At 60.4% G+C, this 24246-nt stretch carries 21 protein-coding genes; 13 read left to right on the forward strand and 8 right to left on the reverse strand.

Annotation, left to right across the window (positions count from 1 at the left end; translation table 11 throughout):
- Nucleotides 1-3: 3 nt before the first annotated feature.
- The 6 genes from IPM89_04175 to hemC form a co-directional block, all read right to left on the reverse strand.
- Nucleotides 4-660: a DUF4276 family protein gene (locus IPM89_04175; protein QQS55028.1), complete on the reverse strand. Its 657-nt coding sequence runs from the start codon at nucleotides 658-660 to the stop codon at nucleotides 4-6.
- Nucleotides 661-662: 2 nt separating this feature from the next.
- Nucleotides 663-1904, reverse strand: a complete 1242-nt coding sequence (locus IPM89_04180) for an AAA family ATPase (GenBank protein QQS55029.1) — start codon at nucleotides 1902-1904, stop codon at nucleotides 663-665.
- 126 nt (nucleotides 1905-2030) lie between these two features.
- Nucleotides 2031-3317 carry a hypothetical protein gene (locus IPM89_04185; GenBank protein QQS55030.1) on the reverse strand — a complete coding sequence of 429 codons (1287 nt, stop codon included), beginning with the start codon at nucleotides 3315-3317 and terminating at the stop codon, nucleotides 2031-2033.
- Nucleotides 3314-4765, reverse strand: coding sequence for a uroporphyrinogen-III C-methyltransferase (locus tag IPM89_04190; GenBank protein QQS55031.1), 1452 nt, complete (start codon nucleotides 4763-4765; stop codon nucleotides 3314-3316). The genes IPM89_04185 and IPM89_04190 overlap by 4 nt, the downstream gene beginning before the upstream one ends.
- A gap of 7 nt (nucleotides 4766-4772) precedes the next feature.
- Nucleotides 4773-5570, reverse strand: a complete 798-nt coding sequence (locus tag IPM89_04195) for a uroporphyrinogen-III synthase (protein QQS55032.1) — start codon at nucleotides 5568-5570, stop codon at nucleotides 4773-4775.
- Between the two features lie 7 nt (nucleotides 5571-5577).
- Complete coding sequence (gene hemC, locus IPM89_04200) at nucleotides 5578-6501, reverse strand: hydroxymethylbilane synthase (protein QQS55033.1); 924 nt, start codon at nucleotides 6499-6501, stop codon at nucleotides 5578-5580.
- Between the two features lie 48 nt (nucleotides 6502-6549).
- Between hemC and argH the strand changes: the two genes are divergently transcribed.
- A complete protein-coding gene (gene argH, locus IPM89_04205; protein QQS55034.1) occupies nucleotides 6550-7947 on the forward strand; it encodes an argininosuccinate lyase in 1398 nt (465 codons plus the stop codon).
- 446 nt (nucleotides 7948-8393) lie between these two features.
- Nucleotides 8394-8714 (forward strand): quaternary ammonium compound efflux SMR transporter SugE, encoded by a 321-nt coding sequence (sugE, locus tag IPM89_04210; GenBank protein QQS55035.1) that lies wholly within the window; start codon nucleotides 8394-8396, stop codon nucleotides 8712-8714.
- Between the two features lie 432 nt (nucleotides 8715-9146).
- Here the strand turns inward: sugE and IPM89_04215 are convergent, their stop codons facing one another.
- Nucleotides 9147-10034 (reverse strand): IS982 family transposase, encoded by an 888-nt coding sequence (locus IPM89_04215; GenBank protein ID QQS55036.1) that lies wholly within the window; start codon nucleotides 10032-10034, stop codon nucleotides 9147-9149.
- Nucleotides 10035-10141: 107 nt separating this feature from the next.
- On the opposite strand from IPM89_04215, the gene IPM89_04220 reads away from it, so the two are divergent.
- A complete protein-coding gene (locus IPM89_04220; GenBank protein ID QQS55037.1) occupies nucleotides 10142-11218 on the forward strand; it encodes a fibronectin type III domain-containing protein in 1077 nt (358 codons plus the stop codon).
- A 62-nt stretch (nucleotides 11219-11280) separates the two neighbouring features.
- Here the strand turns inward: IPM89_04220 and IPM89_04225 are convergent, their stop codons facing one another.
- The gene (locus IPM89_04225) at nucleotides 11281-11964 is read right to left on the reverse strand and encodes a Bax inhibitor-1/YccA family protein (GenBank protein ID QQS55038.1); all 684 of its coding nucleotides are present in this window, start codon (nucleotides 11962-11964) and stop codon (nucleotides 11281-11283) included.
- A 445-nt stretch (nucleotides 11965-12409) separates the two neighbouring features.
- Between IPM89_04225 and gyrA the strand changes: the two genes are divergently transcribed.
- The 10 genes from gyrA to lapB all read left to right on the forward strand — a co-directional run bounded on the left by gyrA (nucleotide 12410) and on the right by lapB (nucleotide 24222).
- Nucleotides 12410-15022, forward strand: a complete 2613-nt coding sequence (gene gyrA, locus IPM89_04230; GenBank protein QQS55039.1) for a DNA gyrase subunit A — start codon at nucleotides 12410-12412, stop codon at nucleotides 15020-15022.
- A complete protein-coding gene (gene pheA, locus IPM89_04235) occupies nucleotides 15019-16104 on the forward strand; it encodes a prephenate dehydratase (protein ID QQS55040.1) in 1086 nt (361 codons plus the stop codon). The genes gyrA and pheA overlap by 4 nt, the downstream gene beginning before the upstream one ends.
- Nucleotides 16105-16244: 140 nt before the next feature.
- The gene (locus IPM89_04240; protein ID QQS55041.1) at nucleotides 16245-17369 is read left to right on the forward strand and encodes a histidinol-phosphate transaminase; all 1125 of its coding nucleotides are present in this window, start codon (nucleotides 16245-16247) and stop codon (nucleotides 17367-17369) included.
- A 19-nt stretch (nucleotides 17370-17388) separates the two neighbouring features.
- On the forward strand, nucleotides 17389-18249 hold the full coding sequence (locus IPM89_04245; GenBank protein ID QQS55784.1) for a prephenate dehydrogenase/arogenate dehydrogenase family protein: 861 nt from the start codon (nucleotides 17389-17391) through the stop codon (nucleotides 18247-18249).
- A gap of 8 nt (nucleotides 18250-18257) precedes the next feature.
- Nucleotides 18258-19577: a 3-phosphoshikimate 1-carboxyvinyltransferase gene (gene aroA, locus IPM89_04250; protein QQS55042.1), complete on the forward strand. Its 1320-nt coding sequence runs from the start codon at nucleotides 18258-18260 to the stop codon at nucleotides 19575-19577.
- Nucleotides 19574-20269 (forward strand): (d)CMP kinase, encoded by a 696-nt coding sequence (locus tag IPM89_04255; protein ID QQS55043.1) that lies wholly within the window; start codon nucleotides 19574-19576, stop codon nucleotides 20267-20269. Before aroA ends, IPM89_04255 begins: the two co-directional genes overlap by 4 nt.
- 235 nt (nucleotides 20270-20504) lie before the next feature.
- Nucleotides 20505-22178, forward strand: a complete 1674-nt coding sequence (rpsA, locus tag IPM89_04260) for a 30S ribosomal protein S1 (GenBank protein ID QQS55044.1) — start codon at nucleotides 20505-20507, stop codon at nucleotides 22176-22178.
- 68 nt (nucleotides 22179-22246) lie between these two features.
- A complete protein-coding gene (locus tag IPM89_04265) occupies nucleotides 22247-22561 on the forward strand; it encodes an integration host factor subunit beta (protein ID QQS55045.1) in 315 nt (104 codons plus the stop codon).
- A 157-nt stretch (nucleotides 22562-22718) separates the two neighbouring features.
- A complete protein-coding gene (locus IPM89_04270; protein QQS55046.1) occupies nucleotides 22719-23027 on the forward strand; it encodes a LapA family protein in 309 nt (102 codons plus the stop codon).
- Nucleotides 23028-23052: 25 nt separating this feature from the next.
- Nucleotides 23053-24222, forward strand: a complete 1170-nt coding sequence (lapB, locus tag IPM89_04275) for a lipopolysaccharide assembly protein LapB (protein QQS55047.1) — start codon at nucleotides 23053-23055, stop codon at nucleotides 24220-24222.
- The last annotated feature ends 24 nt before the right edge of the window (nucleotides 24223-24246 follow it).

The raw sequence follows: 24246 nt of genomic DNA on the forward strand, positions 1-24246 counted from the left end.
ACTTTAGCTTGCGCTCGCGACCAGTCGACGTAAGCCATCGCGCAGTTTGCAAAAACTGGGTGATGTATTTTGCTCCGGGTCCATTAGCGGCCCGATTTTTTCAGCCCATCCGTACTTCACCTGTCCCGGCAATGGCCATCCGGCTTTTTTGATGGCTGCCGAGCCTCCTGGATATATTGCGTCCGCGAGTAGCTCCCAAGTCCCACAGGCGCTATCTTGTATATAGCTGTCCAGCACTTTCCGCTTGGCGCGTGGATAAGCCTCCATCAAGGCTTGTTGATTGCCAAGATACCAAGCTTCCATCTCTTCAATGGCTAGTCGGAACAAGGTTTTTGGTGCATGAGGGTGACAAGATTCAGTCACGACTTGCAGCTCGTGCAAAAATTCAATGCAATTGCGTTTGTCTACATCCAATATCACCACAACCGCATCAATTCCAGGTGTTTTCCCATAGCCACGCAACAGTTTCGGCAATTGATCGAGCAGAATCCGTTTGGAAGAGTCGCCTTTCGTAGATAATCCTTGAGGGATGCGGCCAATGCCTTTGTAGGCGAATAGGCGCCAAGTATGAGGTTCGCCCTGTGATCCCAGTAGTTGTGGCAGCAGCGTTTCCAACAATTTTTTCCCCGATTGATCTTCGACCAGAATCTCGATGTGCATACTCACCTCACATCGAGATAATCGCTGTACCACAATCCCCCCAGTGGTAATCCCTCAGCAACCAGATTTTTCACGATTTCTAGGTCGGAGGCACGATGAACGGTAGAGTAACCATCTTTTTCCTTCTCCAGGGTCCAAACCTCTTTTGGTGTTAGAGCGTCGACAAAATACGGCTGATGTGTAGTCACGAAAATCTGTGACGCATTTTTTTTTCCGGTTGCGTGGGAGCGGAACTCTTCAGCTAATGTTTCCAGTAACTTGTGATACAGACCATTTTCTGGTTCTTCAATGCAAATGAATGGTGGAGGATCTGGGTCTTCCAGCAGCAACAAGTAAGCGAAAATTTTCAATGTGCCATCAGACATTTGTTGGGCAAAAAAAGGGTCTTTGAAAGCGCCATCATTGAAACGAAGCAGCACTCGCTTATCCTCAGTTACATGAGTGTCGATACTGGTAACTCCTGGGATTTTGGCTGCAATGCGTTCCAGAATAGTTTTGAATCGCGCTTTGTGTTCCCGCTCCATAAATTGCACGACGTTGCCGATATTGTCTCCGTGCACGTTTAAGTGTTTTTGCGGACCCGCACTAGGAAGACTACGTGCAGCGTCCGGGTGGAAATAAGATAGGTACCAGCCTTTTAGAAAATCGCGGAAGCGCTTGATGCGAGGATGTTCTCTGAGCGTCCCGAGTGTGGCGATGCCGAGTTGGCGTGGATCAGTCAATTCAACTGTTTCCTGGGCACGGTCCTCCTCGTTCTCGGTTCTTGCATCATCTTCTACCGCATCCTCACCAGCCCACACCATACCCCTGCCGTGGTGGAGGCGCAAAAAAGGATAAGGTCGACCGTACTTTTGCCCTTTGCGGCGTTGTTTCAAGACCTCGGACTCGACAAATGGTCTTCCAAAGTCATCCAACGCAATTGCTAGTTCATAGGTAATAGGTCGTTCGTTAGTCGCTTCGCGGTAATGGATTTCGAAGCGGATGGCTTCTTTTGATCCCATCGAACGTAGACGCTCGAAACCACCACGCTGTTTTTGATCACAAGCGGTTTCTATATCCAGCGTCAAACAATCAGCGACAAAACCGAAGGCATCGAAAAGCGTGCTTTTACCTGTGCCGTTTTTTCCAATCACCACTGTGAAGGGGGTTAGCGAATCAATTTTTGGTTGACCGGAGAGTTTACCGAGCGTTACGTCTCGTAGCGCGCGGTAATTTTGTACGCGAAACCCCTCGATCAGTGCCACTTCGTTTATCCTCGCGGTTTTTACGCTAGGCTATGGCAGAGCATAGCTGGCAGTAGCTGATGCTCCTGGAAATACTGGCGGGCGGTCTTCGCAACCACCCGCCGGTTTGGCCAGGTTTAGCCCGGTTTAGCCCGCCGTCGCCGGCGCGGGTGTTTGGTCCGCCGGTCCCTCAAGCTGTTGCACGGGTTCGCCGACGGGCAGCATCGCACCCTGTTTTTCCTGCGGCTTGCCGACCAGCAGCCGCAAGCCAGCGTGGAAGCACTGGCCGGCGTAGGTGAGTTCATGCAGGGATTGCAGCAGTTCGCCCAGTTCCTGATAGGCGTCCGGTGTTGGCATCAGCCGGATGCTGCGCTCCAGGTAGTCGCGGGCCTTGCCATTCTGCTGGCAGCGCTTGGCCAGCCGACCCAGCGTCAGCAGCAAATACGGGTCGTCGCCGTGCTTGGCCAGCCAGCCTTCGGCGGCGGCCAGTTGCGCGGTGGCATTGCCGCGCCCCAGCATCCCGTAACCGACCACCAGCTTCACACTCCAGCGCCGGTCGATCGCCTCGCGCAGTAGTGCCTCGGCATCGTCGATCGCCTCGCAATCACATAGGGCAATGGCGTAATCGACCAGGAATGCTTCGTCTTCCTCGCGCAGTGTCGCCGGCGCCTGTTTCCATAGCGCCCGCAACCGGTCCAGCGAGCCGCTGGCGGCGGCGCTTTCCAATAACGCTCGATAAGTCTGGCTTTGCAACTCGGCAAACGATTCGGCGCTCAGCGCCTTTTGTTTCTGCGCCTCCGGCAGCAGTTTTTGCAATGGTTCCCAGGCGCACAGTTGCTGGTAGGTTTTGGCCAGCCATTGCAGTACGCCCGGATGGCGCGGGTTGAGATTGTGCAGCGACTCCAGGATGATGCGAGCCTGCTCGGCGTTCCCGTCGTCCAGCAGGAACTCCGCGCGGGTCAATTGCACCGTCAGTTTGTCGGCGTCCGGCGAATCCTCGGCCCGGCGCACATGCAAGTCGCGGCGCCACCTGACGTCGTTGAGATGGTGAATGGCGCGCGCCGCGCCCAAATAGTGTAGGGCGGGGGTTTCGCTGTACTCCGCGCCTTTCAGCAGGGTTTTCTCGGCCGTTAGCCACTGACCAGCCGCCAGTTGTCGGTTGCCGAGGTCCAGCAAGCGCCGCGCCTTCTTGTTCAGTCGGCGCTGATTGGCATGCAAGGTTTGTCCCGGCGTCTGCCACAGCCGGACCGCCAACCGTACCAGCAGATAAAACACGAAGAAGGCAATCACCAGGAAAATAACGAAGAAGGCAAGACTGGTTTCGACGGTCCACTGGCCCATGCTGAACATGGCATAGCCGGGATCCTGGCGGAGCGACAGCGCCATCCAGACCGAGACGAACAAAGTGACGATAACGCCGATCAATAGCCTCATGGTTGTTCCCTCTCAGCCGCCGTTGGGGCCGCCGCCGGTACGACCGTCGAGGTCACCGGAACCTGCCGCACGGCGCGAATCGGTTGCCGTTGGGTCATGAAGTCGTTGAATGCCCGGTTCAGACTGGTCAGGTCCGGGATGTAGGGATTGAACCGCACCGCCCGCAGGGCTTGCAACTCCGCGAGGAACGCGGTGACCCGCGAGTCTTGGGTATCGAAATACTTTTCGACCCAATCGCGAATTTGTTGGTTGGAATCCTGAAAGGCTTGGGCATCGTCACCCAACAGCGCCATTCGCATGCTTTCCAGTGCCAGTTGCAGGTTCTGGCGCAGGAAGTACTCCGCTTCGCGGGCGATCAGCGGCGGCGCTTCGTTGCGCTCGCGCCGGATCACCACGATATCCTTGAATTGATTCCAGATTGCTTCGGTGGCACGGTCCCACCAGGGGCGGTCAGCGTCGTCGCTCACGGTGGCGCTGGCGGCCGGCTTGACCCGGTTCTTGATGTCGGGTACGCCCGAGTCGATTTTCAGCGGCAGTGCATCGGCTTCCTTTTCCAGCTCCAGCACCTTGTGCGCCAGGCCGGAGAAATTGGGCAGCTTGACGCCGCGCAGGCTGGCGATGGCCTCGCCGAGCATGGTCCGCAGTGGAGCGAGCCCATTTTCCTTGACGGTCTTGAGCCGCTTCTGAGCGGTTTCCAGTGCCAGTTGGGCGGCGGGAACATTGCGTTCCAACTTGAGCTTGGTGTCGGCCAAGCGCAGCAGGAAGTCCGCTTCCGCCAATGGGAAGGCATTGACATCGCCACCTTGCGCGGCCACGGTCTTAACCGTTTCCAGATTTTCCGACAAGCCATTATGGCTGAGTTGCAGGTTCTGGATATGCTCGCTCAGTTTGCCTAGGCGGGTCTCCTGCTCCCGCAGCGCGGCGTCGAGTTGTTCTTTCTGTTGCTGGACGGTGGTTTTGTGGGTGTCCTGACCTTCCCGCAGCAGCTTGATTTCATTCTTGACGACCTCGACCTCGCCCTTGCTCAGCTCCGCGGCGTTTTTCAGTGGTTGCAAGTCGCCAGTCAGGCCCAGCAGTTGCTCCTTGAGCGCCTGATTGTCGGCGCGCAACTGATCGAGCCCACCCTTGAGCGCTTGCAGTTGCTGGATCTGGTTCTTCAGCGCCTGAAATTCGGGGTCGCGCTGGGCGATGGCCTGTTTGACCGCCTGGTCCAGCCGGGTGGTCTGGGCCGCCTGATCCTGCTGTCCCTGGTACCAGAGATAACCGCTGCCGCCGCCGGCACCCAGCGCGACCAGTAAAGCGAACGCCGCCAGCCCTCGGCCGCTCTTGGACGCGGGCGCGGGCGCCGGAGCGGGTGGGGCGGTTTTGGCGAGCTGTGGAGTGATTGGGGTTTCGGGCGCGGCGGGCGCGGCGTTGGTGGTTCCGGGATCGGTTGCTTTGTCTGTCATGTCATATTTACCGAGCGGGTGAGAGGGAATTTGTCGTTAGGTCGAGTAGCGCGGCGGCGATGGCGTCGTCGCCGGCCTCCCGGGCGAGCAAAAGGCGGCGGCAGCCGTATTCCGCGGCGATCCGCCGGATGCGGGCACTGACCACGATCAGAGGTGTATCACACAAATAATCTTGCCCGGCTACGCCAAGCATATCAAACAGATTCCGCAGGTTTTCACCGCTGGTGACTGTCACGGCACCGATTTCGCCGCGCTTCCAGCGTGCCAGCAGTCCCTCGATATTAGCGGTCGCCGGCCGCTCGCGCCGGTAGACTTCGGCGCGGTCCACCCATGCCCCGCGAGCGCTCAGGGTTTCGACCAGCAGTTCCCGGCCGTCTTCGCCGCAGATAAGGGCGATGCGCTGGCCAGCCACCTCCCTCAGGCGTGGCAACGCCAGCAATCCTTCGCTGCTGAAATCGCCGCCGGGTTGCAGGCAGCGGTCGATACCATGACGGGCCAGTGCCCGGCCGCTGGCTTGGCCGATGGCGGCGATATCCAGTCGATCGGGAATGCCGCCGCGCTCGCGGATTGCCGGCAACGCCCGCTCCACGGCATTGGCACTGGTAAAAATTGCCAGATCGTAAGTGACCAAGCGGTCGAACAGGGCCAGGGCCGGCGCGGGGTCGCGCGGTGCGGCGATGATCAGAGTCGGCCAGCGAATGGCGATGCCGCCATGGCCTTCGATCAGTCGGCACAGCGGTTCGGCCTGGTGTTTCGGCCGAGTGACCAGCACGCCGAGACCACGCAGATCTAGGGGTGTGCCCATCGCGCTTTCATAACAGTCGTTGCAGGATTTCGCCGGCGCCACGCCCGAGCAGCTCCTCGGCCAGCGCGACCCCGAGCGCGCGGGTGTCGGTGGCCGGACCTCGAATTTCGCCCGCCACGATCCGGCTGCCGTTAGGTTCGCCGACCAGACCGCGTAGCCAGATCCGCTCCTGTTCCAGCAGGGCATGACCGGCGATCGGCACCTGACAACCGCCTTGCAGGCGGGCGTTGAAGCCCCGTTCCGCCGCAATCCGGGTGTGGGTGGCGTCGTCGTCAAGCGGGGCGATCAGCGTCCGGGTTCGAGTGTCGTCCAGCCGGCATTCCACCCCGATCGCTCCCTGGCCGATAGCCGGCAGGCTGAATTCCGGCTCCAGGGCGACGGTGATGCGTTCTTCCAAGCCCAGCCGTTTCAGGCCAGCGGCAGCCAGAATGATGGCATCGAATTCGCCCGCGTCCAGCTTCGCCAGTCGGCTGTTGACGTTGCCGCGCAGGCCGCGAATCCGCCAGCCGGGATAGCGGGCCGCCAACTGGCATTGCCGGCGCAAGCTGGAGGTGCCGATCCGCGCGTCGGTCGGCAGGGCGTCGGGGTGGGGATAAGCGTTGGCAACGAAGGCATCACGCGGGTCCTCGCGCGCCAGAATCACCGGCAGACCCAAACCGGCGGGGAAATCCACCGGCACGTCTTTCATGGAGTGGACGGCGAGATCGGCGCGACCGTCCAGCAGACCCTGTTCCAGTTCCTTGACGAACAGGCCCTTGCCGCCGATCTTGGCCAGCGGGCTATCGAGAATCTGGTCGCCACGGGTGACCATGCCGACCAATTCAACCCGCAGGCCGGGATGCAGTTGGCGCAGGCGCGCGGCGACGTGTTCGGCCTGCCAGAGGGCGAGCGGACTTTTGCGGGTAGCGATGCGCAGGATATCGGAGGGCATGATTTTGCTAAGCTATGGCTTCTCTTTATTTAACATACAGAATATCTCATGAGCGACACACAGACCAATCAGACTTGGGGCGGACGATTTACCGAGAGCACCGATGCGTTCGTGGCGGCGTTTACCGCTTCGGTCGAGTTTGACCGGCGGATGTACCGCCAGGATATCAATGCTTCGATGGCCCACGCCCGGATGCTGGCACGGGTGGGGGTGCTGTCGCGGGAGGATTGCGCGGCCATCGTGCGCGGCTTGGAGGAGATTCGCGCCGAGATCGAGCGCGGCGAGTTCGAATGGTCGCTGGCGCTGGAAGATGTACATATGAATATCGAGGCACGGCTGATCGAGCGGATCGGCGACGCCGGCAAGCGACTGCATACCGGTCGTTCGCGCAACGATCAGGTCGCCACCGATATCCGGCTGTACCTGCGCGATGCCATCGACGCGATTCAAGCCGAACTGCGCCGCTTGCTGGGTGGCTTGGCGGATCTGGCGACCCGCGAGACCGATACCATCATGCCCGGTTTCACCCATCTGCAAGTCGCACAACCGGTGACCTTCGGCCATCATCTGCTGGCTTGGTTCGAGATGCTCAAGCGGGATTACGAGCGACTGATGGACTGTCGCAAACGGGTCAACATTATGCCGCTGGGCGCGGCGGCGCTGGCGGGCACCAGTTATCCGCTGGATCGGCATTACACCGCGCAACTGCTGGATTTCGATGCGCCCTGCGCCAATTCCCTGGATGCGGTCAGCGACCGCGACTTCGCCATCGAATTGACCGCCGCCGCCGCGATCCTGATGACTCATTTGTCGCGGATGTCGGAGGAGTTGGTGCTATGGTCGTCGGCGCAGTTCGATTTCATCGATCTGCCGGATCGGTTCTGTACCGGTTCCTCGATCATGCCGCAGAAGAAGAATCCCGACGTGCCGGAACTGGTGCGCGGCAAGGTCGGGCGGGTCAACGGCCATCTGGTGGCGTTGCTGACGCTGATGAAGAGCCAGCCCTTGGCTTATAACAAGGATAACCAGGAAGACAAGGAGCCGCTGTTCGATACGGTCGATACCGTGCTGGGTTGTCTGCGTGCTTTCGCCGACATGGTGCCGGCTTTGCGTCCCAAGCGCGAGAATATGTTTCAGGCCGCCCGGCGCGGTTTCGCCACCGCCACCGATCTGGCCGACTATCTGGTGCGTAAGGGCGTGCCATTCCGCGACGCGCATGAGGTCGTCGGCAAGGCGGTACGCTTGGGAATCGAGACCGACCGCGATTTGGCGGACATGACGCTGGTGGAACTGCAACGGTTCTCGCCATTGATCGAGGACGACGTGTTCGTGGTGCTGTCGCTGGAGGGGTCGGTGGCGGCCCGCGATGTATTGGGCGGCACCGCGCCGAACCGAGTGCGCGCGGCGACGGCACAGGCGCGGACCTGGCTGGCGGAATTGGCTTGATGCGAGAACATGGCTTCTGACTGAATGTCCGAATCCTAGCGACTAGAATAGTTGACATGGAGGGCGGCAGTGGCATTGGCGTTGATGATGCAATTGCTGGCGTCTGGTCTGGTCTGATTCACTGACAGGCTGATTCGAGTTGTTGTTATCACGAAACTTGCAAGCATTGACTCCAACATCAGATTCTCGGCGCTTCGCGCCGTCGAACCTTCATTGGAGCGTCACCGCTTCGGGGCGACTTCGTCGTCCCGTACTCGCGTCACCGCCGCCCCTCACTGGCTCCGGTTGGCCAGACATTCTGGTTGGCTTGGCGCTAGCCGGCCTCTTCCTTCGGTCAGCACTGTTTGTATTGGGTGCCGCCACCACAGAGCTTCGATCAATCAATGCCTAACCATGCCGCTCCAATATTTACCGGGGACGACCCCACGACTGGAAAGGGAAGAATTATGACTTGGGCTATGCTTTTTCTTGCGGGACTGTTTGAAACGGGATGGGCTATTGGGCTGAAATACACGGATGGATTCGCCCGGTTGTGGCCGACTTTATGGACGATTCTGGCGATGGTTATTAGTCTGTGGCTACTGGGGATTGCTATGAAGACACTCCCGGTCGGCACAGCCTATAGTGTATGGGTCGGTGTGGGTGCTGTCGGCACCGTGATCCTCGGAATCGTACTGTTTGGAGAGCCGGCCAATACGGCTCGCCTCATAAGTGTAGCGTTCATCATTGCGGGTATTGTCGGTCTTAAACTTACAGTGCCGGCCTAACCAGCCAATTCAGCTTATCGGTCGCTCCGCTCTCGACCACTGATTCGAGATACTGGGCGTCCAGAGGAGCTGTGCAAAAATTAACGCATTGATATTATTATAGTATTTTTGAAAAATAAGCTAATCCGGCGATTATTTTAATTTCAGAGATTCTATTCGAGGTGCTGTGTGGCTTGGCCAAAAGAAATTTCTTGTAAGAGGTACCCAGCGATTTGACTTCAGGTTTCCCGGAGTCCGCGGGTGGTGGGTGGGTTATCGACAAGCAGAGGTAGACCACCGTGAAAATTCTCGGCTTGATGGCGCTGGCGGGAGTATTAGGATATTGGCCCAGTGTTTCCGTTGCCCAAGCGGCTCAAATCACCTTGGCATGGGACCCGAGTACGTCTCCGAATGTGGGAGGATATGTTCTGTACTAACGCGATGTTCGACTTTTCAGGCGATCAGGCTCTCAAACTGCAGGTCTGACCGACCGATTTGCCGGTTCATGAAAATACCCAAGGTGTGCGCCAAGATTTTTCGGGCGATCCGACTCGTCAAGTGCCAAACATCCCGCGCCCGGATTTTCTCAAAATGAAACTGCTCGGTCAGTTGACCGATGACGGTTTCCACGAGGCGGCGGGTTCTCGTCAGTTGTTGGATGATCCAAGGCGCACGGGAATCGGCCATGTTCGCCCGCAAGGGGGTTTGCAAATCGATCCCCGTGGTTGCCAGTTCCGCCTGAAGACAGGCGCTCAGGTATCCCTTGTCGCCAATGACCAAGCCGTGAACGCCGTCCGTCAAATCCCAAAGCGCTTCGCGTTCATCACCGGCGGCGGGGGTCACCGTCCACGCCGTGATCACGCCATCGAATGTGATCATCAAGTGACCATGAAGTCCATAATAATACTGCTTTTTTGCCGCGCAATAGCCGAAGCCGGCCGCCTCGGGAAAACATCGGCATTGCGGGGCACGGGTCAGCATACACACCGGCATGGGGCAGCCATCGACGAGGTGAATAGGGTCCGTCACCGCCCCCAAGTCGATCAGCAGATGCCGATGCAGCCGCTGTTTGACGACCCAGAGATTGGCCGCTTGCTGGGCAAACGTGGTTCGCGATCCGAGTCTTGGAAACCACGACGGCCAATGACGACGGAAATACTTCCAGATGCCCACATCGGTATCCAAACCCAGAAACTCACCCACCACCTCCATGGTGATCACTTCGCTGTCCGCCAACTTCGGGGCAAAACCACGCTGGCGCAAGCGATGATCCCCCAGCAGGGCTTCCAGGTGTTCTTCTACCCAGCAAAACACCGTGATGATAAAGTCTTCAAGCGGCATGGCGGTCTCTCCGTGCGGTTGAGGTGGTTGGTTCCTCTCAGCTTAGCTCGCACCGTCATGCCGCATCGGTCTGCCCTCATCTCTCCTCGAAAAAGTCGAACATCGCGTTGTACTATGGTCATGCCAGCCGGAACTACACCGACAGCATCGATGTTGGTGATCAGACCCAATATACCTTGACGGACCTTGAGGCGGGAACGACTTACTATTTTGCGATTACCGCCTACGATACGACCCAGACGATCAGAAGCGATTTCTCCAACGAAGTCCACTACCCAGCGTTGGCTACTTCGCCAAACGCCAGTCTGGAAAGCCCGACACAAGGTTCCTTCGAGAGTGGGATCGGCCTGATCCGGGGTTGGGTTTGCCAAGCCAATACCGTGGAGGTGCGGATCGACAATGGCGCGTGGCGGCAAGTGGCTTACGGCACCGCGCGGCTCGACACGGTCGAAATTTGCGGTGACGCCGACAACGGCTTTGGCTACACCTTCAACTGGAACCGGCTGGGCAACGGTAGCCACAACTTGCGGGCCTTCGCCGACGGTGTGGAATTCGCCAACGTCAACTTTACCGTGACCAGCTTGGGCATGGAGTATCTGCAAGGGGTCAGCGGCGAGTTTGTCCTGCCGAATTTTCCAGTCACCGGCAATGACATTGCCGTGCGCTGGTCCGAGCCTCATCAGAATTTCATGATGGTCGATGCCAACCGAAATCTGACCGATCCACAGCTGACCATGACCGTCCCGCTGGCGCAATTCCCCGCCTATCTGGAAAGCCCCCAACAAGGCTCCTTCGAAAGCGGGATCGGCCTGATCCGGGGTTGGATCTGCCAAGCCGGCACGGTGGAAATCCAGATCGATGGCGGCGCGCGGCGGCAAGTGGCTTACGGCACCGCGCGGCCCGACACGGTCGAAATTTGCGGTGACGCCGACAACGGCTTTGGTTACACCTTCAACTGGAACCGGCTGGGCAACGGTAGCCACAACTTGCGGGCCTTCGCCGACGGTGTGGAATTCGCCAACGTCAACTTTACCGTGACCAGCTTGGGCGTGGAGTATCTGCAAGGAGTCAGCGGCGAGTTTGTCCTGCCGAATTTTCCAGTCACCGGCAATGACATTGCCGTGCGCTGGTCCGAATCCCACCAGAATTTCGTGATCGTGAACGGGCAGGCCAATTCACGCTAGTCATTCATGGCAAAAACCCCGCGTGAGCGGGGTTCGATACGGATCGGTGGACCGGCGTGCGATCAGTCGTCGCCGGACACGACACCCAGAATCTGCAGCAGGCTCAGCAGCAGGTTGAAGATGGTGATGTACAGGCTGACGGTGGCCATGATGTAGTTGGTTTCGCCGCCGTGGATGATTTCACTGGTCTGCCAGAGGATCATGCCCGACATCAGCAGAATGAACATCCCCGATACCGCCAGCGACAGGGTCGGGATGTTGAACAGCATCGCGCCCAGCCCGGCCAGGAACGCGACCAGGATACCCACCATCAGGAAGGACCCCATAAAGCTGAAGTCCTTGCGGCTGACCACCGCGTAGCCGGACAGCGCCAGGAAGATCGCGCCAGTACCGCCCAGCGCGGTCATCACCACCTGCGAGCCGTTCGGTAAGCTGAGGTAAAAATTGAGAATCGGTCCCAGCGTGTAGCCAAGGAAGCCGGTCAGGGCGAACACCGCGGCCAGACCCCAGACGCTGTCGCGCAACCGGGTGACCACGAACAATAAGCCAAAATAACCGCCCAGCGTGATCAGCCAGTGCAGCGGCGCGGCGTTGGCAGCCATGGCGATGCCGGCGGTAACCGCGCTGAATAGTAGAGTCATCGATAGCAGCAGGTAGGTATTGCGCAGGACCTTGTTGCCGACGGCCGGCTTATCCAGCGTCAGCGTGAAGGGCGCCTTGGCCAGAACATCGTTTTTCTGCAACATCGTAAATCGAACCTCCCAAGGATTGATGAGCTAATGCTATTGACCGTTTCCCAACGCGAACGGTTCAACGCGAACGGTTCAGCAAAGGGTCTTTGACGTCAGGGGCAACACCCAATTTTTATACACGAAAGACGCGAGCCTGTCTCGCCAACTCTCATGGTTGCCCGCCGCGCCGTGGATTCAGGTACTGGTTGGCCATGATGGCTGGCGGCTTGCGATAGGCCGGTCGGTGACGGTGACATGGCGGCATTTGCTCAATAATTCAATGGTCCCAGGCCCACTTGTATTCATGGCCCATCCGCGTCAGTGCATTGGGAATTTTCACGGTGCTCTTGCCTGTGCCAAGGGTCATGACGCCGTCCGAACTCCGACCCCTGGCTGTGCTAAAATCCATCGTCTCACGGCTGCCCTTAGCGGCCGGGTTGGGTGCTGACGAGGGTTCCGCATGACTGATATCGCCAAAGAAATCCTGCCGGTCAATCTGGAAGACGAAATGCGGCAGTCCTACCTCGATTACGCCATGAGCGTGATCGTCGGGCGGGCGCTGCCGGACGTGCGCGACGGACTGAAGCCGGTGCATCGGCGGGTGTTGTTCGCCATGAGCGAACTGGGCAACGACTGGAACAAACCGTACAAGAAATCCGCCCGCGTGGTCGGTGACGTGATCGGTAAGTACCACCCACACGGTGATTCCGCGGTCTACGACACCATCGTGCGCATGGCGCAGCCCTTTTCCCTGCGCTACATGCTGGTGGACGGGCAGGGCAACTTCGGCAGCATCGACGGCGACGCCCCGGCCGCGATGCGCTACACCGAAGTGCGCATGGCCCGCGTCGCCCACGAACTGCTGGCCGATCTCGACAAGGAAACGGTCGATTTCGTCCCCAATTACGACGAATCGGAGCGCGAGCCGTCGGTCTTCCCGACCCGCTTGCCCAACCTGCTGGTCAACGGCTCCTCCGGCATCGCCGTCGGCATGGCCACCAATATCCCGCCGCATAATCTGACCGAGGTGGTGGATGCCTGCATGGCGCTGATCGACGACCCGTTGCTGAATATCGCCGAGCTGATGCGCTACATTCCGGGGCCGGATTTCCCCACCGCCGCGCTGATCAACGGCGCCAGCGGCATCCGCGAAGCCTACGAGACCGGTCGCGGCCGGGTGCGAATGCGCGCCAGGACCGAAATCGAAACCGACGAGCTGCGCAACCGGCAGGCGATCATCGTCACCGAGCTGCCCTATCAGGTGAATAAGGCTCGGCTGATTGAAAAAATCGCGGAGCTGGTCAAGGACCGCAAACTGGAGGGCATCACCGAACTGCGCGACGAATCCGACAAGGACGGCTTGCGCATCTATATCGAATTGCGACGCGGCGAGGCCGCCGAGGTCGTGCTGAACAACCTGTTTCTGCACACCTCGCTGCAATGCGTGTTCGGCATCAACATGGTGGCGCTGGTCGAAGGCCAGCCGCGCCTGCTCAACCTCAAGCAGATTCTGGAAGCCTTCCTGGCGCACCGCCGCGAAGTGGTGGTGCGGCGCACCGTCTTCGATCTGCGCAAGGCCCGCGAGCGGGCTCACATCGTCGAAGGATTGGCGGTGGCGCTGGCCAACCTCGATCCCCTGATCGCGCTGATCCGCGCCGCCGCCGATCCCGCCACCGCCCGCGTCGCGCTGCTGGAGCAGGCATGGATGCCGGGTGCGGTCACCGATCTGTTGGCCCGCTCCGGCGCGGCGGCGTCGCGGCCGGAGGATCTGCCGGCGGAATGTGGCCTGAGTGAAGTCGGCTACCGGTTGTCGCCGGCCCAGGCGCAGGCGATTCTGGATTTGCGACTGCATCGGCTGACCGGGTTGGAACAGCGCAAACTGCTGGACGAGTATCAGGATTTGCTATCCCGCATCCAGGACTACCTGGAGATCCTCACCGTGCCGGAACGCTTGACGGCGGTGATTCGCGCCGAACTGCTGGAGCTGCGCGCCCAGTACAGCGACGCCCGCCGCACCCAGATCCTGCCCGACGAACAGAATCTGAATCTCGAAGACCTGATCAATGAAGAGGCCATGGTGGTCACGCTGTCGCACGCCGGCTACGTCAAGTCGCAGCCTTTGTCCTTGTATCGGGCGCAAAAACGCGGCGGGCGCGGCCGGGCGGCCACCACCTTCAAGGAAGAGGATTTTGTCGATAAACTGTTTGTCGCTAGCACCCACGACACCATCCTTTGTTTCTCCAACTACGGCAAGGTGTACTGGAAGAAAGTCTACGAGCTGCCGCAGGCCAGCCGGACCGCGCGCGGTCGCCCCATCGTCAACCTGCTGCCGCTGGAAGAGGGCGAACGGATCAACGCGGTATTGGCGGTGCGCGAGTTCAGCGATGATCATGATGTGTTCTTCGCCACCGCCAACGGCACGGTCAAGAAGACGCCGCTATCGGCCTATTCCCGGCCGCGTCCCAGTGGCATCATCGCCATCGACCTGCGCGAGGGCGACCAGTTGGTCAACGTGGCGCTGACCCACGGTCAGAGCGATGTGATGCTGTTCACCGACGCCGGCAAGGTGTTGCGTTTTGCCGAGACCGAGGTGCGCGACATGGGTCGCTCCGCCTGTGGGGTGCGCGGTATCCGCCTGGGCGCCGAGCAGAAGGTCATCGCCCTGATCGTGGTGGGTGAAGGCACGGTGCTGACCGTCACCGAAAACGGTTACGGCAAGCGCACGCCGGTCGATGACTACCCACGCCGGGGCCGGGGTGGCCAGGGCGTCATTTCCATTCAGACCTCCGAGCGTAACGGCCGGGTCACCGGCGCGGTGCAGGTCGAGAGCGACCACGACATCATGCTGATTACCGACGGGGGTACGCTGGTGCGCACCCGGGTCGAAGAGATTTCACTGGTGAGTCGCAACACCCAGGGGGTGAAGCTGATCAGCCTGCAAGGCGATGAGAAGCTGGTCGGAGTCGAGAAAATCGAAAGCATCGGCGAGGTGGACGTTCCCAACGATGTATCGGTCGATGACGAAAGCGCGCCGCCGGAAGACGCCCAGGATGACGAGGAGCCGGCGGCATGAGCGAGGCGGACAGCCTGCGTGCGCTGCGTGAGCGCATCGATGCGCTGGACCGACAAATCCAGACATTGATCTCCGAGCGGGCGAGCTGCGCGCAGCAGGTGGGCGCGATCAAGCAGGCCGCTGGCGCCACCGGCAATTTTTACCGCCCCGAACGCGAGGCACAGGTGTTACGGCGGGTGATCGAAACCAATCCAGGGCCGCTGAGCAGCGAGGAAATGGCCCGGCTGTTCCGCGAGATCATGTCGGCCTGTCTGGCGCTGGAAGAGCCACTCCGCATCGCCTTTCTCGGCCCGGAAGGGACCTTTACCCAGGCGGCGGCGCTCAAGCACTTCGGCAAGTCCATTCACAGCATCCCCTTGCGGGCCATCGATGAGGTGTTCCGCGAGGTCGAGGCCGGCTCCGCCGACTACGGCGTGGTGCCGGTGGAGAATTCCACCGAAGGGGTGGTCAACCATACTCTGGACATGTTTCTGCAATCGCCGCTGCGGATTTGCGGCGAGGTGCAGATCCGCATCAACCATCATCTGATCACCCGCGCCGTCGATCTGATGGCCATCCGCCGCATCTATTCCCACCGGCAGTCGCTGGCGCAGTGCCGCGAATGGCTGGATGCGAATTTGCCTCGGGTCGAACAGGTCGAGGCGAGCAGCAACGGCGAGGCGGCGCTGCGGGTGCGCGACGAGGCGGACGCGGCGGCGATCGCCGGCCAGTGCGCGGCGGACATCTATCGATTGCCGACCCTGGTGCGCAATATCGAGGACGAGCCGAACAACACCACCCGCTTCCTGATTATCGGCACCCAGCCGATTGCGCCGTCTGGCGACGACAAGACCGCGCTGCTGGTGGCTTCGCTCAACCGGTCCGGCGCGCTGTTCAAGCTGCTGGAACCACTGGCCCGGAACAATGTGAGCATGAGCCGCATCGAATCGCGGCCCTCGCGGCGCGGCATGTGGGATTACGTGTTCTTCATCGATCTGGATGGTCACGCTCAGGACGAACCAGTGGCCAGTACGCTGACCGAACTGCGCGAGCAGGCCAGCCTGTTCCGGGTGCTGGGCTCGTATCCCAAGGGCGTGCTTTGAGGTCGATGGGTGGCGGGCGGAATTTTTCCTCCCTGGATTAAGGGGGGATCGGCGTTTAGCGTCGAGGTGGTTTGAACGCGGTGGTGTCCCATTGCCTTGATATGAGAAGCGATCTTCAAATTCAAAGGAACTCATTTTCCATGTCCTGCGATTTCCTCTCCCTCGCCGCCCCCGGCGTGCGCACCCTGCAACCCTACCAGCCCGGCAAGCCGGAGAGCGAATTGCGCCGGGAATACGGTCTAAGCGACATCGTCAAGCTGGCCTCCAACGAGAATCCGCTCGGTCCCAGCCCCAGGGCCATGACCGCCGTGCGGGAAGCGCTGGGTGGGCTGGCCCGCTACCCCGACGGCAACGGTTTCGAGCTTAAATCGGCGCTGTCCGCCAAGCTCGGTATCTCCACCTCGATGCTGACGCTCGGCAACGGTTCCAACGACGTGCTGGAACTGGTGGCGCGAGCCTTTCTGACGCCGGAGCACGCCGCGATATTTTCCGAACATGCTTTCGCCGTCTATCCCATTGTCACCCAAGCCATCGGCGCGACCGCTCGTATCGCCAAGGCCAATCCACCCGACCATGCCATACCCCATGGCCACGATCCGGCGGCCCTGTTGGCATCGATCGACGACCGTACCCGGGTGATGTTCATCGCCAATCCCAACAATCCCACCGGCACCTGGCTGAAAACGGCGGAACTGGAAGCTTTGCTGGAAGCCGTGCCCACGCGGGTCATCGTGGTGGTGGACGAGGCGTATAGCGAATACGTCGAGACCGAGGCGGACTGTCCCAGCGCCCTGCGCTGGCTCGACCGTTTCCCCAATCTCATCGTCACCCGGACCTTTTCCAAGGCTTACGGTTTGGCCGGGCTGCGGGTCGGGTATGCGGTCTCCCATCCTCAGGTGGCCGATCTGTTAAACCGGGTGCGCCAGCCGTTCAACGTCAACAGCCTGGCGCTGGTCGCGGCGGCGGCGGCGCTGGATGATGTCGAGCACTTGGAGCACAGTCGGGCGACCAACCGCGCCGGCATGAGACAGTTGCGGGACGCTTGCCGCCAATGGGACCTGACGTGGTTGCCATCGGCCGGCAATTTTCTGTGCGTGAACATGGGCCGGCCGGGCCGGGAGGTATTCGTGGCATTGCTGAAGCGCGGCGTCATCGCCCGTCCGGTGGACAACTACGGCTTGCCGCGCTATCTGCGGATCAGCATCGGTACCGAAGCGGAAAACGCCCGCTGGATCGAGGCCATGCACGACATATTGCGAGGTTGATATGGCGGCGGAGCAACCATTGATCCAGCGCTTGTGCGTGATCGGTGTCGGCCTGATCGGAGGCTCGCTGGCCCGCGCGCTCAGGCAGGCGGGCGAAGTGGGTGAGGTGATCGGTTCCGGGCGCGGCGAGGATAATCTGCGCGCCGCCGTGCGGTTGGGCGTGATAGACCGCTATGATACCGATCCGACTCGCGCGGTGGCCGGCGCCGATGTGGTGGTCGTCGCCGTGCCGCTGGGGGCCATGGAGCCGGTATTGCGCGCCATCGTTCCACATTTGACCTCCGCCGCGGTGGTGACCGATGTCGGCAGTGCCAAGGGCAGCGTGGTGGCGGACGTCGAGCGGATTTACGGCCATATTCCACCGCATTTCGTACCCGGCCATCCCATCGCCGGCACCGAACAGAGCGGAGTGGAGGCTTCGTTCGCCACCCTGTTTCAAGGCCGGCGGGTGATCCTGACTCCATTGGCGGAAACCGCCGCCGCTTCGCACGGTCTGATCAAGCGGATGTGGGAGCTGACCGGCGCCGAAGTGGTGGACATGGGCGTGCGCCATCACGACGCGGTGTTGGCCGCCACCAGCCACTTGCCGCACATGCTGGCCTACACTCTGGTCGATACCCTGGCGCGGCTCGACGACCGGGCGGAGATTTTCCGCTACGCCGCTGGCGGTTTCCGCGACTTCAGCCGCATTGCATCCAGCGACCCGAAAATGTGGCACGATATCTGTGCGGCCAATCGTGAGCAGTTGCTGGAGATGATCGCCCTGTTCAGCGCCGATCTGACGCGGTTGGCCGAGGCGATCCGCGCCGACGATCGCGCCGCTGTTCTCGCCCTGTTCCAGCGAGCCAAACGCGCTCGCGATAATCTCTATCTCGACTGATCTTCCCCATGACCGACTTGACCTTCACCATCGAACCTGGTGGCGCTCTACGCGGGCGTTTACGGGTGCCCGGCGATAAATCGATTTCCCACCGTGCCATCATGCTCGGCGCGCTGGCCGAAGGGACAACCGCCGTGACCGGCTTTCTGGAAGGCGAGGACTGTCTGGCGACGCTGCGGGCGTTCCGCGCCATGGGCGTGCGCATCGACGGCCCGGATCAGGGTCGTGTGACCGTGCATGGCGTTGGCCGGCACGGGCTGCACGCGCCGACCGAGCCGCTGGACATGGGCAATTCCGGTACCTCAATGCGCTTGATGAGCGGCATTCTGGCCGGACAGGCTTTCGATACAGCGCTGGCTGGCGATGCTTCGCTCAACCGCCGGCCCATGCGGCGGGTGACCGAACCCCTGACGCGGATGGGCGCCTGGATCGAGACGAGCGAAACCGGCGCCGCGCCGCTGCGGATTCACGGCGGCCGGCACTTGATCGGTATCGACTACCCACTGCCGGTAGCTAGCGCTCAGATCAAGTCCTGCCTGCTGCTGGCCGGGCTCTACGCCGCGGGCGTCACCCGGATCACCGAGCCAGCGCCGACCCGCGACCATACCGAACGCATGCTGGAAGGGTTTGGTTATCCGCTGGTGCGCGAGGGCGACCACACCATCGCGATTACCGGTGGCGGGAAGCTTGCGGGAACCGAAATCGATGTGCCAGCCGACATCTCCTCGGCGGCCTTCTTCCTGGTCGGCGCCAGCATCGCGCCAGGTTCCGATCTACTGCTGAAGCATGTGGGCGTCAACCCGACCCGCACCGGGGTGCTCGACATCCTGCGCTTGATGGGGGCTGATATTGAGGTGTTGAACCCGCGGCTGGCCGGCGGCGAGCCAGTGGCCGATCTGCGAGTGCGCCACGCGCCGCTGCATGGCGTTCAAATTCCCGAGTACCTGGTGCCGTTGGCCATCGACGAATTTCCGGCGTTGTTTATCGCCGCCGCCTGCGCCGAGGGCATCACCGTGCTGACCGGCGCCGAGGAGTTGCGAGTCAAGGAAAGCGACCGTATCCAGGTGATGGCCGACGGTTTGACGGCACTGGGCATCGCTGCTGGGCCGACCACGGACGGTATCGTCATCCGGGGCGGCGCGCCGTCTGGAGGCACGGTCGACAGCCACGGCGATCACCGTATCGCCATGAGTTTCGCCATGGCCGCGCTGCGATCCCGCGATCCGGTTTCGATCCGCGATTGCGCCAATGTCAACACCTCCTTTCCTGATTTTATGGCTTTGGCGCGCATCGCCGGCTTGAATCTGGCCGAGCGGGGGGGCGTATGAGTGGCGAAGTGCCGGTGATCGCCATTGATGGACCGAGCGGGGTTGGCAAGGGCACGCTCTGCCAATGGCTGGCGGCGCGGTTGGGCTGGCATCTGCTCGACAGCGGCGCGCTGTACCGCCTGACCGCGCTGGCGGCACAGCGCCGGGGCTTGCCGTTGGAGGACGAAGCCCAGGTGGCGGCGGTGGCTATTGCGCTGGATGCGGTTTTCGTGGCCGACGTTGCGGGCACTTCACGGGTATTGCTGGACGGTGCGGAAGTGGGCGACATCCTGCGCGGCGAAGCCGCCGGTAATGCCGCGTCTCGGGTAGCGGCGCTGCCGGCGGTGCGCGCCGCGCTGTTGCAACGGCAACGGAATTTCCGCCGCCCCCCCGGTCTGATCGCCGACGGCCGGGATATGGGCACGGTGGTGTTTCCGCACGCCGAACTTAAACTGTTCCTGAACGCCAGCGCCGAAGAGCGTGCCCGTCGACGGTATAAGCAGTTGATTGAAAAAGGCATGGATGCTAACCTTAACAGTCTTATCGAAGAGATTGCCGAACGAGATGCTCGCGACGCCTGCCGTGCGGTGGCGCCGCTCAGGCCTGCCGCCGATGTGGAAATGCTGGATACTACCCAACTAGGCGTGACCGAGGTTTGCGAGTGGGCGCTGGCGCTTGCGGTTCAACGGCTGGCGGTAACGGTAATCCCCTAGAGTTTCAGCCTTTACGTTGGCGGCGCCCTTGGCTACGCTTTGACGTTACTAACTATACTTTGACGTTACCGAATGAGCCGAGCGCCGCGACTGGGCGCTCTGGGCGCAAGCCCTGAAGGTTTCCGCGATAGCGGAAACGCAGTCACTCGAAGCCGGTTCGGGCGCCCCGTCGTTGCCGAACCTCATGCAAACCAACCCGTGGCGGCCCGTGCCGCCGGTTTTTGAGCTATAACCCATGACCGAAAGTTTTGCCGAACTGTTTGAACAGAGCCTGGTCGATAAGCAGATGCAGCCCGGCGCCATTGTCCAGGGATTGGTGGTGGAAATCCGGGCGGATACCGTGGTGGTTAACGCCGGCCTGAAATCGGAAGGACTGATTCCGCTCGAACAGTTTTACAACGAGGAGGGCGTGCTTGAAATCAAGGTCGGAGACGAGGTTGAGGTCGCCTTGGACGCGCTTGAGGACGGCTTCGGAGAAACTCGGCTCTCCCGCGAAAAGGCTAAGCGCGCCCGTGTCTGGAGTGCCCTGGAAAAGGCATTCGAAGGCGAGGAAATCATCAAGGGCCTGATCAGCGGCAAGGTCAAGGGCGGCTTCACTGTGGATATCGGTGAGATCCGCGCCTTTCTACCCGGTTCGCTGGTGGATGTGCGGCCGGTGCGGGACGCTGCCTATCTGGAGGGTAAGGAACAGGAGTTCAAGGTTATCAAGCTGGACCGTCGCCGCAACAACGTGGTGGTTTCGCGCCGAGCGGTGGTGGAACAGGAATACAGCGCCGAACGCGAGGCTCTGCTGCAAAATCTACAGGAAGGCCAGATTGTCGAAGGCGTGGTCAAAAATCTCACCGACTATGGCGCCTTCCTCGACCTCGGCGGTATCGATGGCCTGTTGCACATCACCGACATGGCCTGGCGACGGGTCAAACATCCTTCCGAGGTAGTTGCCGTCGGCGATCACATCCAGGTCAAGGTGCTCAAGTTCGACCGCGAGCGCAACCGCGTTTCGCTGGGCCTCAAGCAGTTGGGCGACGATCCCTGGATCGCGTTGGCCCGCCGTTATCCAGTTGGGACACGAGTGTTCGGCAAGGTGACCAACATCGCCGACTATGGTTGCTTCGTGGAGATCGAAGAAGGCGTCGAAGGTTTGGTTCACGTTTCCGAGATGGACTGGACCAACAAGAATGTGAACCCGAACAAGGTGGTGGCGCTGGGCGATGAAGTTGAGGTGATGGTGCTCGACATCGACGAAGACCGCCGCCGCATTTCGCTGGGCATGAAACAGTGCCAGCAGAATCCCTGGGAAGAGTTCGACCAAGGCCACGCCAAAGGTGACCACGTCTCCGGCAAGATCAAGTCGATTACCGATTTTGGCATCTTTATCGGTCTGGATGGCGGCATCGACGGTTTGGTTCATCTGTCCGATATTTCCTGGAACATGCCCGGTGAGGAAGCGGTGCGTCACTACAAGAAGAGCCAGGAAGTCGAGGCGGTGGTGCTGGCGGTCGATCCCGAGCGCGAGCGCATCTCGCTGGGTATCAAGCAACTCGACAAGGATCCTTTCTCCAATTTTGTCGCCGATCATCCCAAGGGCAGCGTGATCATGGGCCATGTCGTCTCGGTGGATTCCAAGGGAGCCATGGTCGATTTGGGGCATGGTGTCGAGGGGACGCTGCGCGCTTCCGAACTGTCGCGTGAGCGGGTTGATGATGCTCGCTCGCTGTTGAAGGAAGGCGAGGAAATCGAGGCGAAATTCATCGGTGTCGATCGCAAGAACCGTACCATTACCTTGTCGATCAAGGCCAAGGATATGGCCGATGAAGCGGAGGTTCTGCAGGATTACAGCCGAAAATCCAGTACCGGCGCGACCTTGGGAGATATTTTCAAGGAGCAGATGGGCGCGCAAGACGAATAAGGCCTGTAACAATCTCCTCTCTCCCGCAAGGGAGGGAGGGCGTAGGTATTTTTTCGATGGGGGACTTCATGACGAAATCGGAGTTAATCGAAATTCTCGCGCGTAAACGCGGCGATGTTCCCTATAAGGATGTGGAACAGGCGGTCAAGACCATGTTGGAGCAGATGAGCGAATCGCTGGCGGGTGGCGAGCGGATCGAAATTCGTGGCTTTGGGAGTTTTTCGCTGCATTTTCGCCCCCCGCGGATCGGCCGCAACCCTAAAACCGGCGATGCCGTGACGCTGACCGGTAAATATGTGCCACACTTCAAACCGGGTAAGGAGTTGCGCGAACGAGTCAACGACTACCACGCTTATCATGACGGTGGCGATGGGTTTTTGTAATATCTCCATCGGTCCGGCAGATGGTCGGCTGTCATTGGCCGTTCAAAAACCCACGGTATAGAGTGGGTTTTTTGTTGAGAGTCTGGAAAAATGCTCGAAAATCAATAGGCTTTTTCGTTCTATCGATTTCAAGCCGCTCCGGCGGTGGGGGAAGCTGATGTTCTGGATCAAATTTATTCTGATTGCTGCCATTTTGCTGGTCGTGTTGCTGTTGGGGGTGGAATTTTCCACGCTCAACGCCGATGAAGTGACCGTCAAATACCTGTTAGGCGAGGGCGAGACAAAAGTATCGCTGGCGCTGGTGGTGGTGTGTGCTTTCGCCGCCGGCGTATTGGTGACCGCGCTGATTGGAACTTTCATCGTGTTGCCACTGCGCTGGCAGGTGGCCCGGTTGCGTCAGGCCGTATCCGGCAAGGAGCAGGAAATCAACTTGCTGGTCAGGAAAGCAGGTCGGGAAATGCGTTGAGCGACCGGCGCTGCTCCGCTGGGCCATGATGGAATTACTGTGGCTGCTATTGCCTGTTGCCGCTGCCTCCGGCTGGTGGGTGGCCCGGCACGACCGCGCGCGGCGGAGCGATGTGGCCGTGCGCAGCGCCGAGTATTTCAAGGGCTTGAATTATCTGATCGACGACAAGCCGGATCAAGCCATCGAGGTTTTTACCCGCATGGCCGATGTGGATCAGGATACCGCCGAAACGCACCTGGCTTTGGGGAACCTGTTCCGCCGTCGTGGTGAAGTGGATCGGGCGATCCATATCCACGGCAGCCTGATCGCGCGAACCAACCTGACCGACGACCAGCGCCGCCGGGCCATGTTGGAGCTGGGCGAAGATTATTTGCGCGCTGGCTTGTTCGACCGGGCCGAGGCCTTGTTTCAGGAGTTGGTGGACCAGCCCGATCACATGGAGGTAGCGCTGTCCCGCTTGATCCACATCTTGCAGCAGGAAAAAGACTGGCGCCAGGCGATCACCTATTGTGATCGCTTGGAGCGGATCGGCGGTGAATCCAGGCGACGGCAGACCGCGCATTTCTGCTGTGAATTGGCCGAGGAAGCGAATTCGCGCAACGAGCTTGCCGAAGTAAAAAAGTGGCTGCTCGACGCGCTGGCGCGCGATCCGGATTGCACTCGGGCCAACCTGCTGCTGGGTAATTTGGCGATGTGCGCGGGCGACCATCAGGCCGCGATCCTGGCTTTTCAGGCGGTCGAACGGCAGGATCGCGGCTATTTTCCGGAAGTGATCGCGCCTCTTGGTCAGTGCTACGGTACGTTGGGCCATCTCGATCAATGGGTGAGCTACCTGCGCGATGTCCAGCAACGGGACCACGGCGGCCGGATCACGGATGCGTTGGCCGAATGGTTGCTGCGACAGGAAGGCGAGGCGGCGGCGCTGCGGTTTCTCGAACGAGAACTACGGGAGTATCCGACCCTGCTCGGACTGCGCCGATTAGTCGAGATTAAGTTGGGGCGGGGCGAGGGCACGGAATACGCTGACTTGAAAGCCTTGCACTGTATTAGCACTCAGATGCTTAACAATGCCGCCCGTTACCGCTGCAATAACTGCGGTTTCGTCGTCAAATCCCTGCACTGGTGTTGCCCCAGTTGCCTGCAGTGGAGCACGATCAAGCCGATACCCGACTTGGTGATGAAAACCAGTGCCTAGCAGATCTTATTGTGGCGGTACAAA

It is taken from the genome of Candidatus Competibacteraceae bacterium, from assembly GCA_016699715.1.
Lineage (GTDB): Bacteria > Pseudomonadota > Gammaproteobacteria > Competibacterales > Competibacteraceae > Competibacter.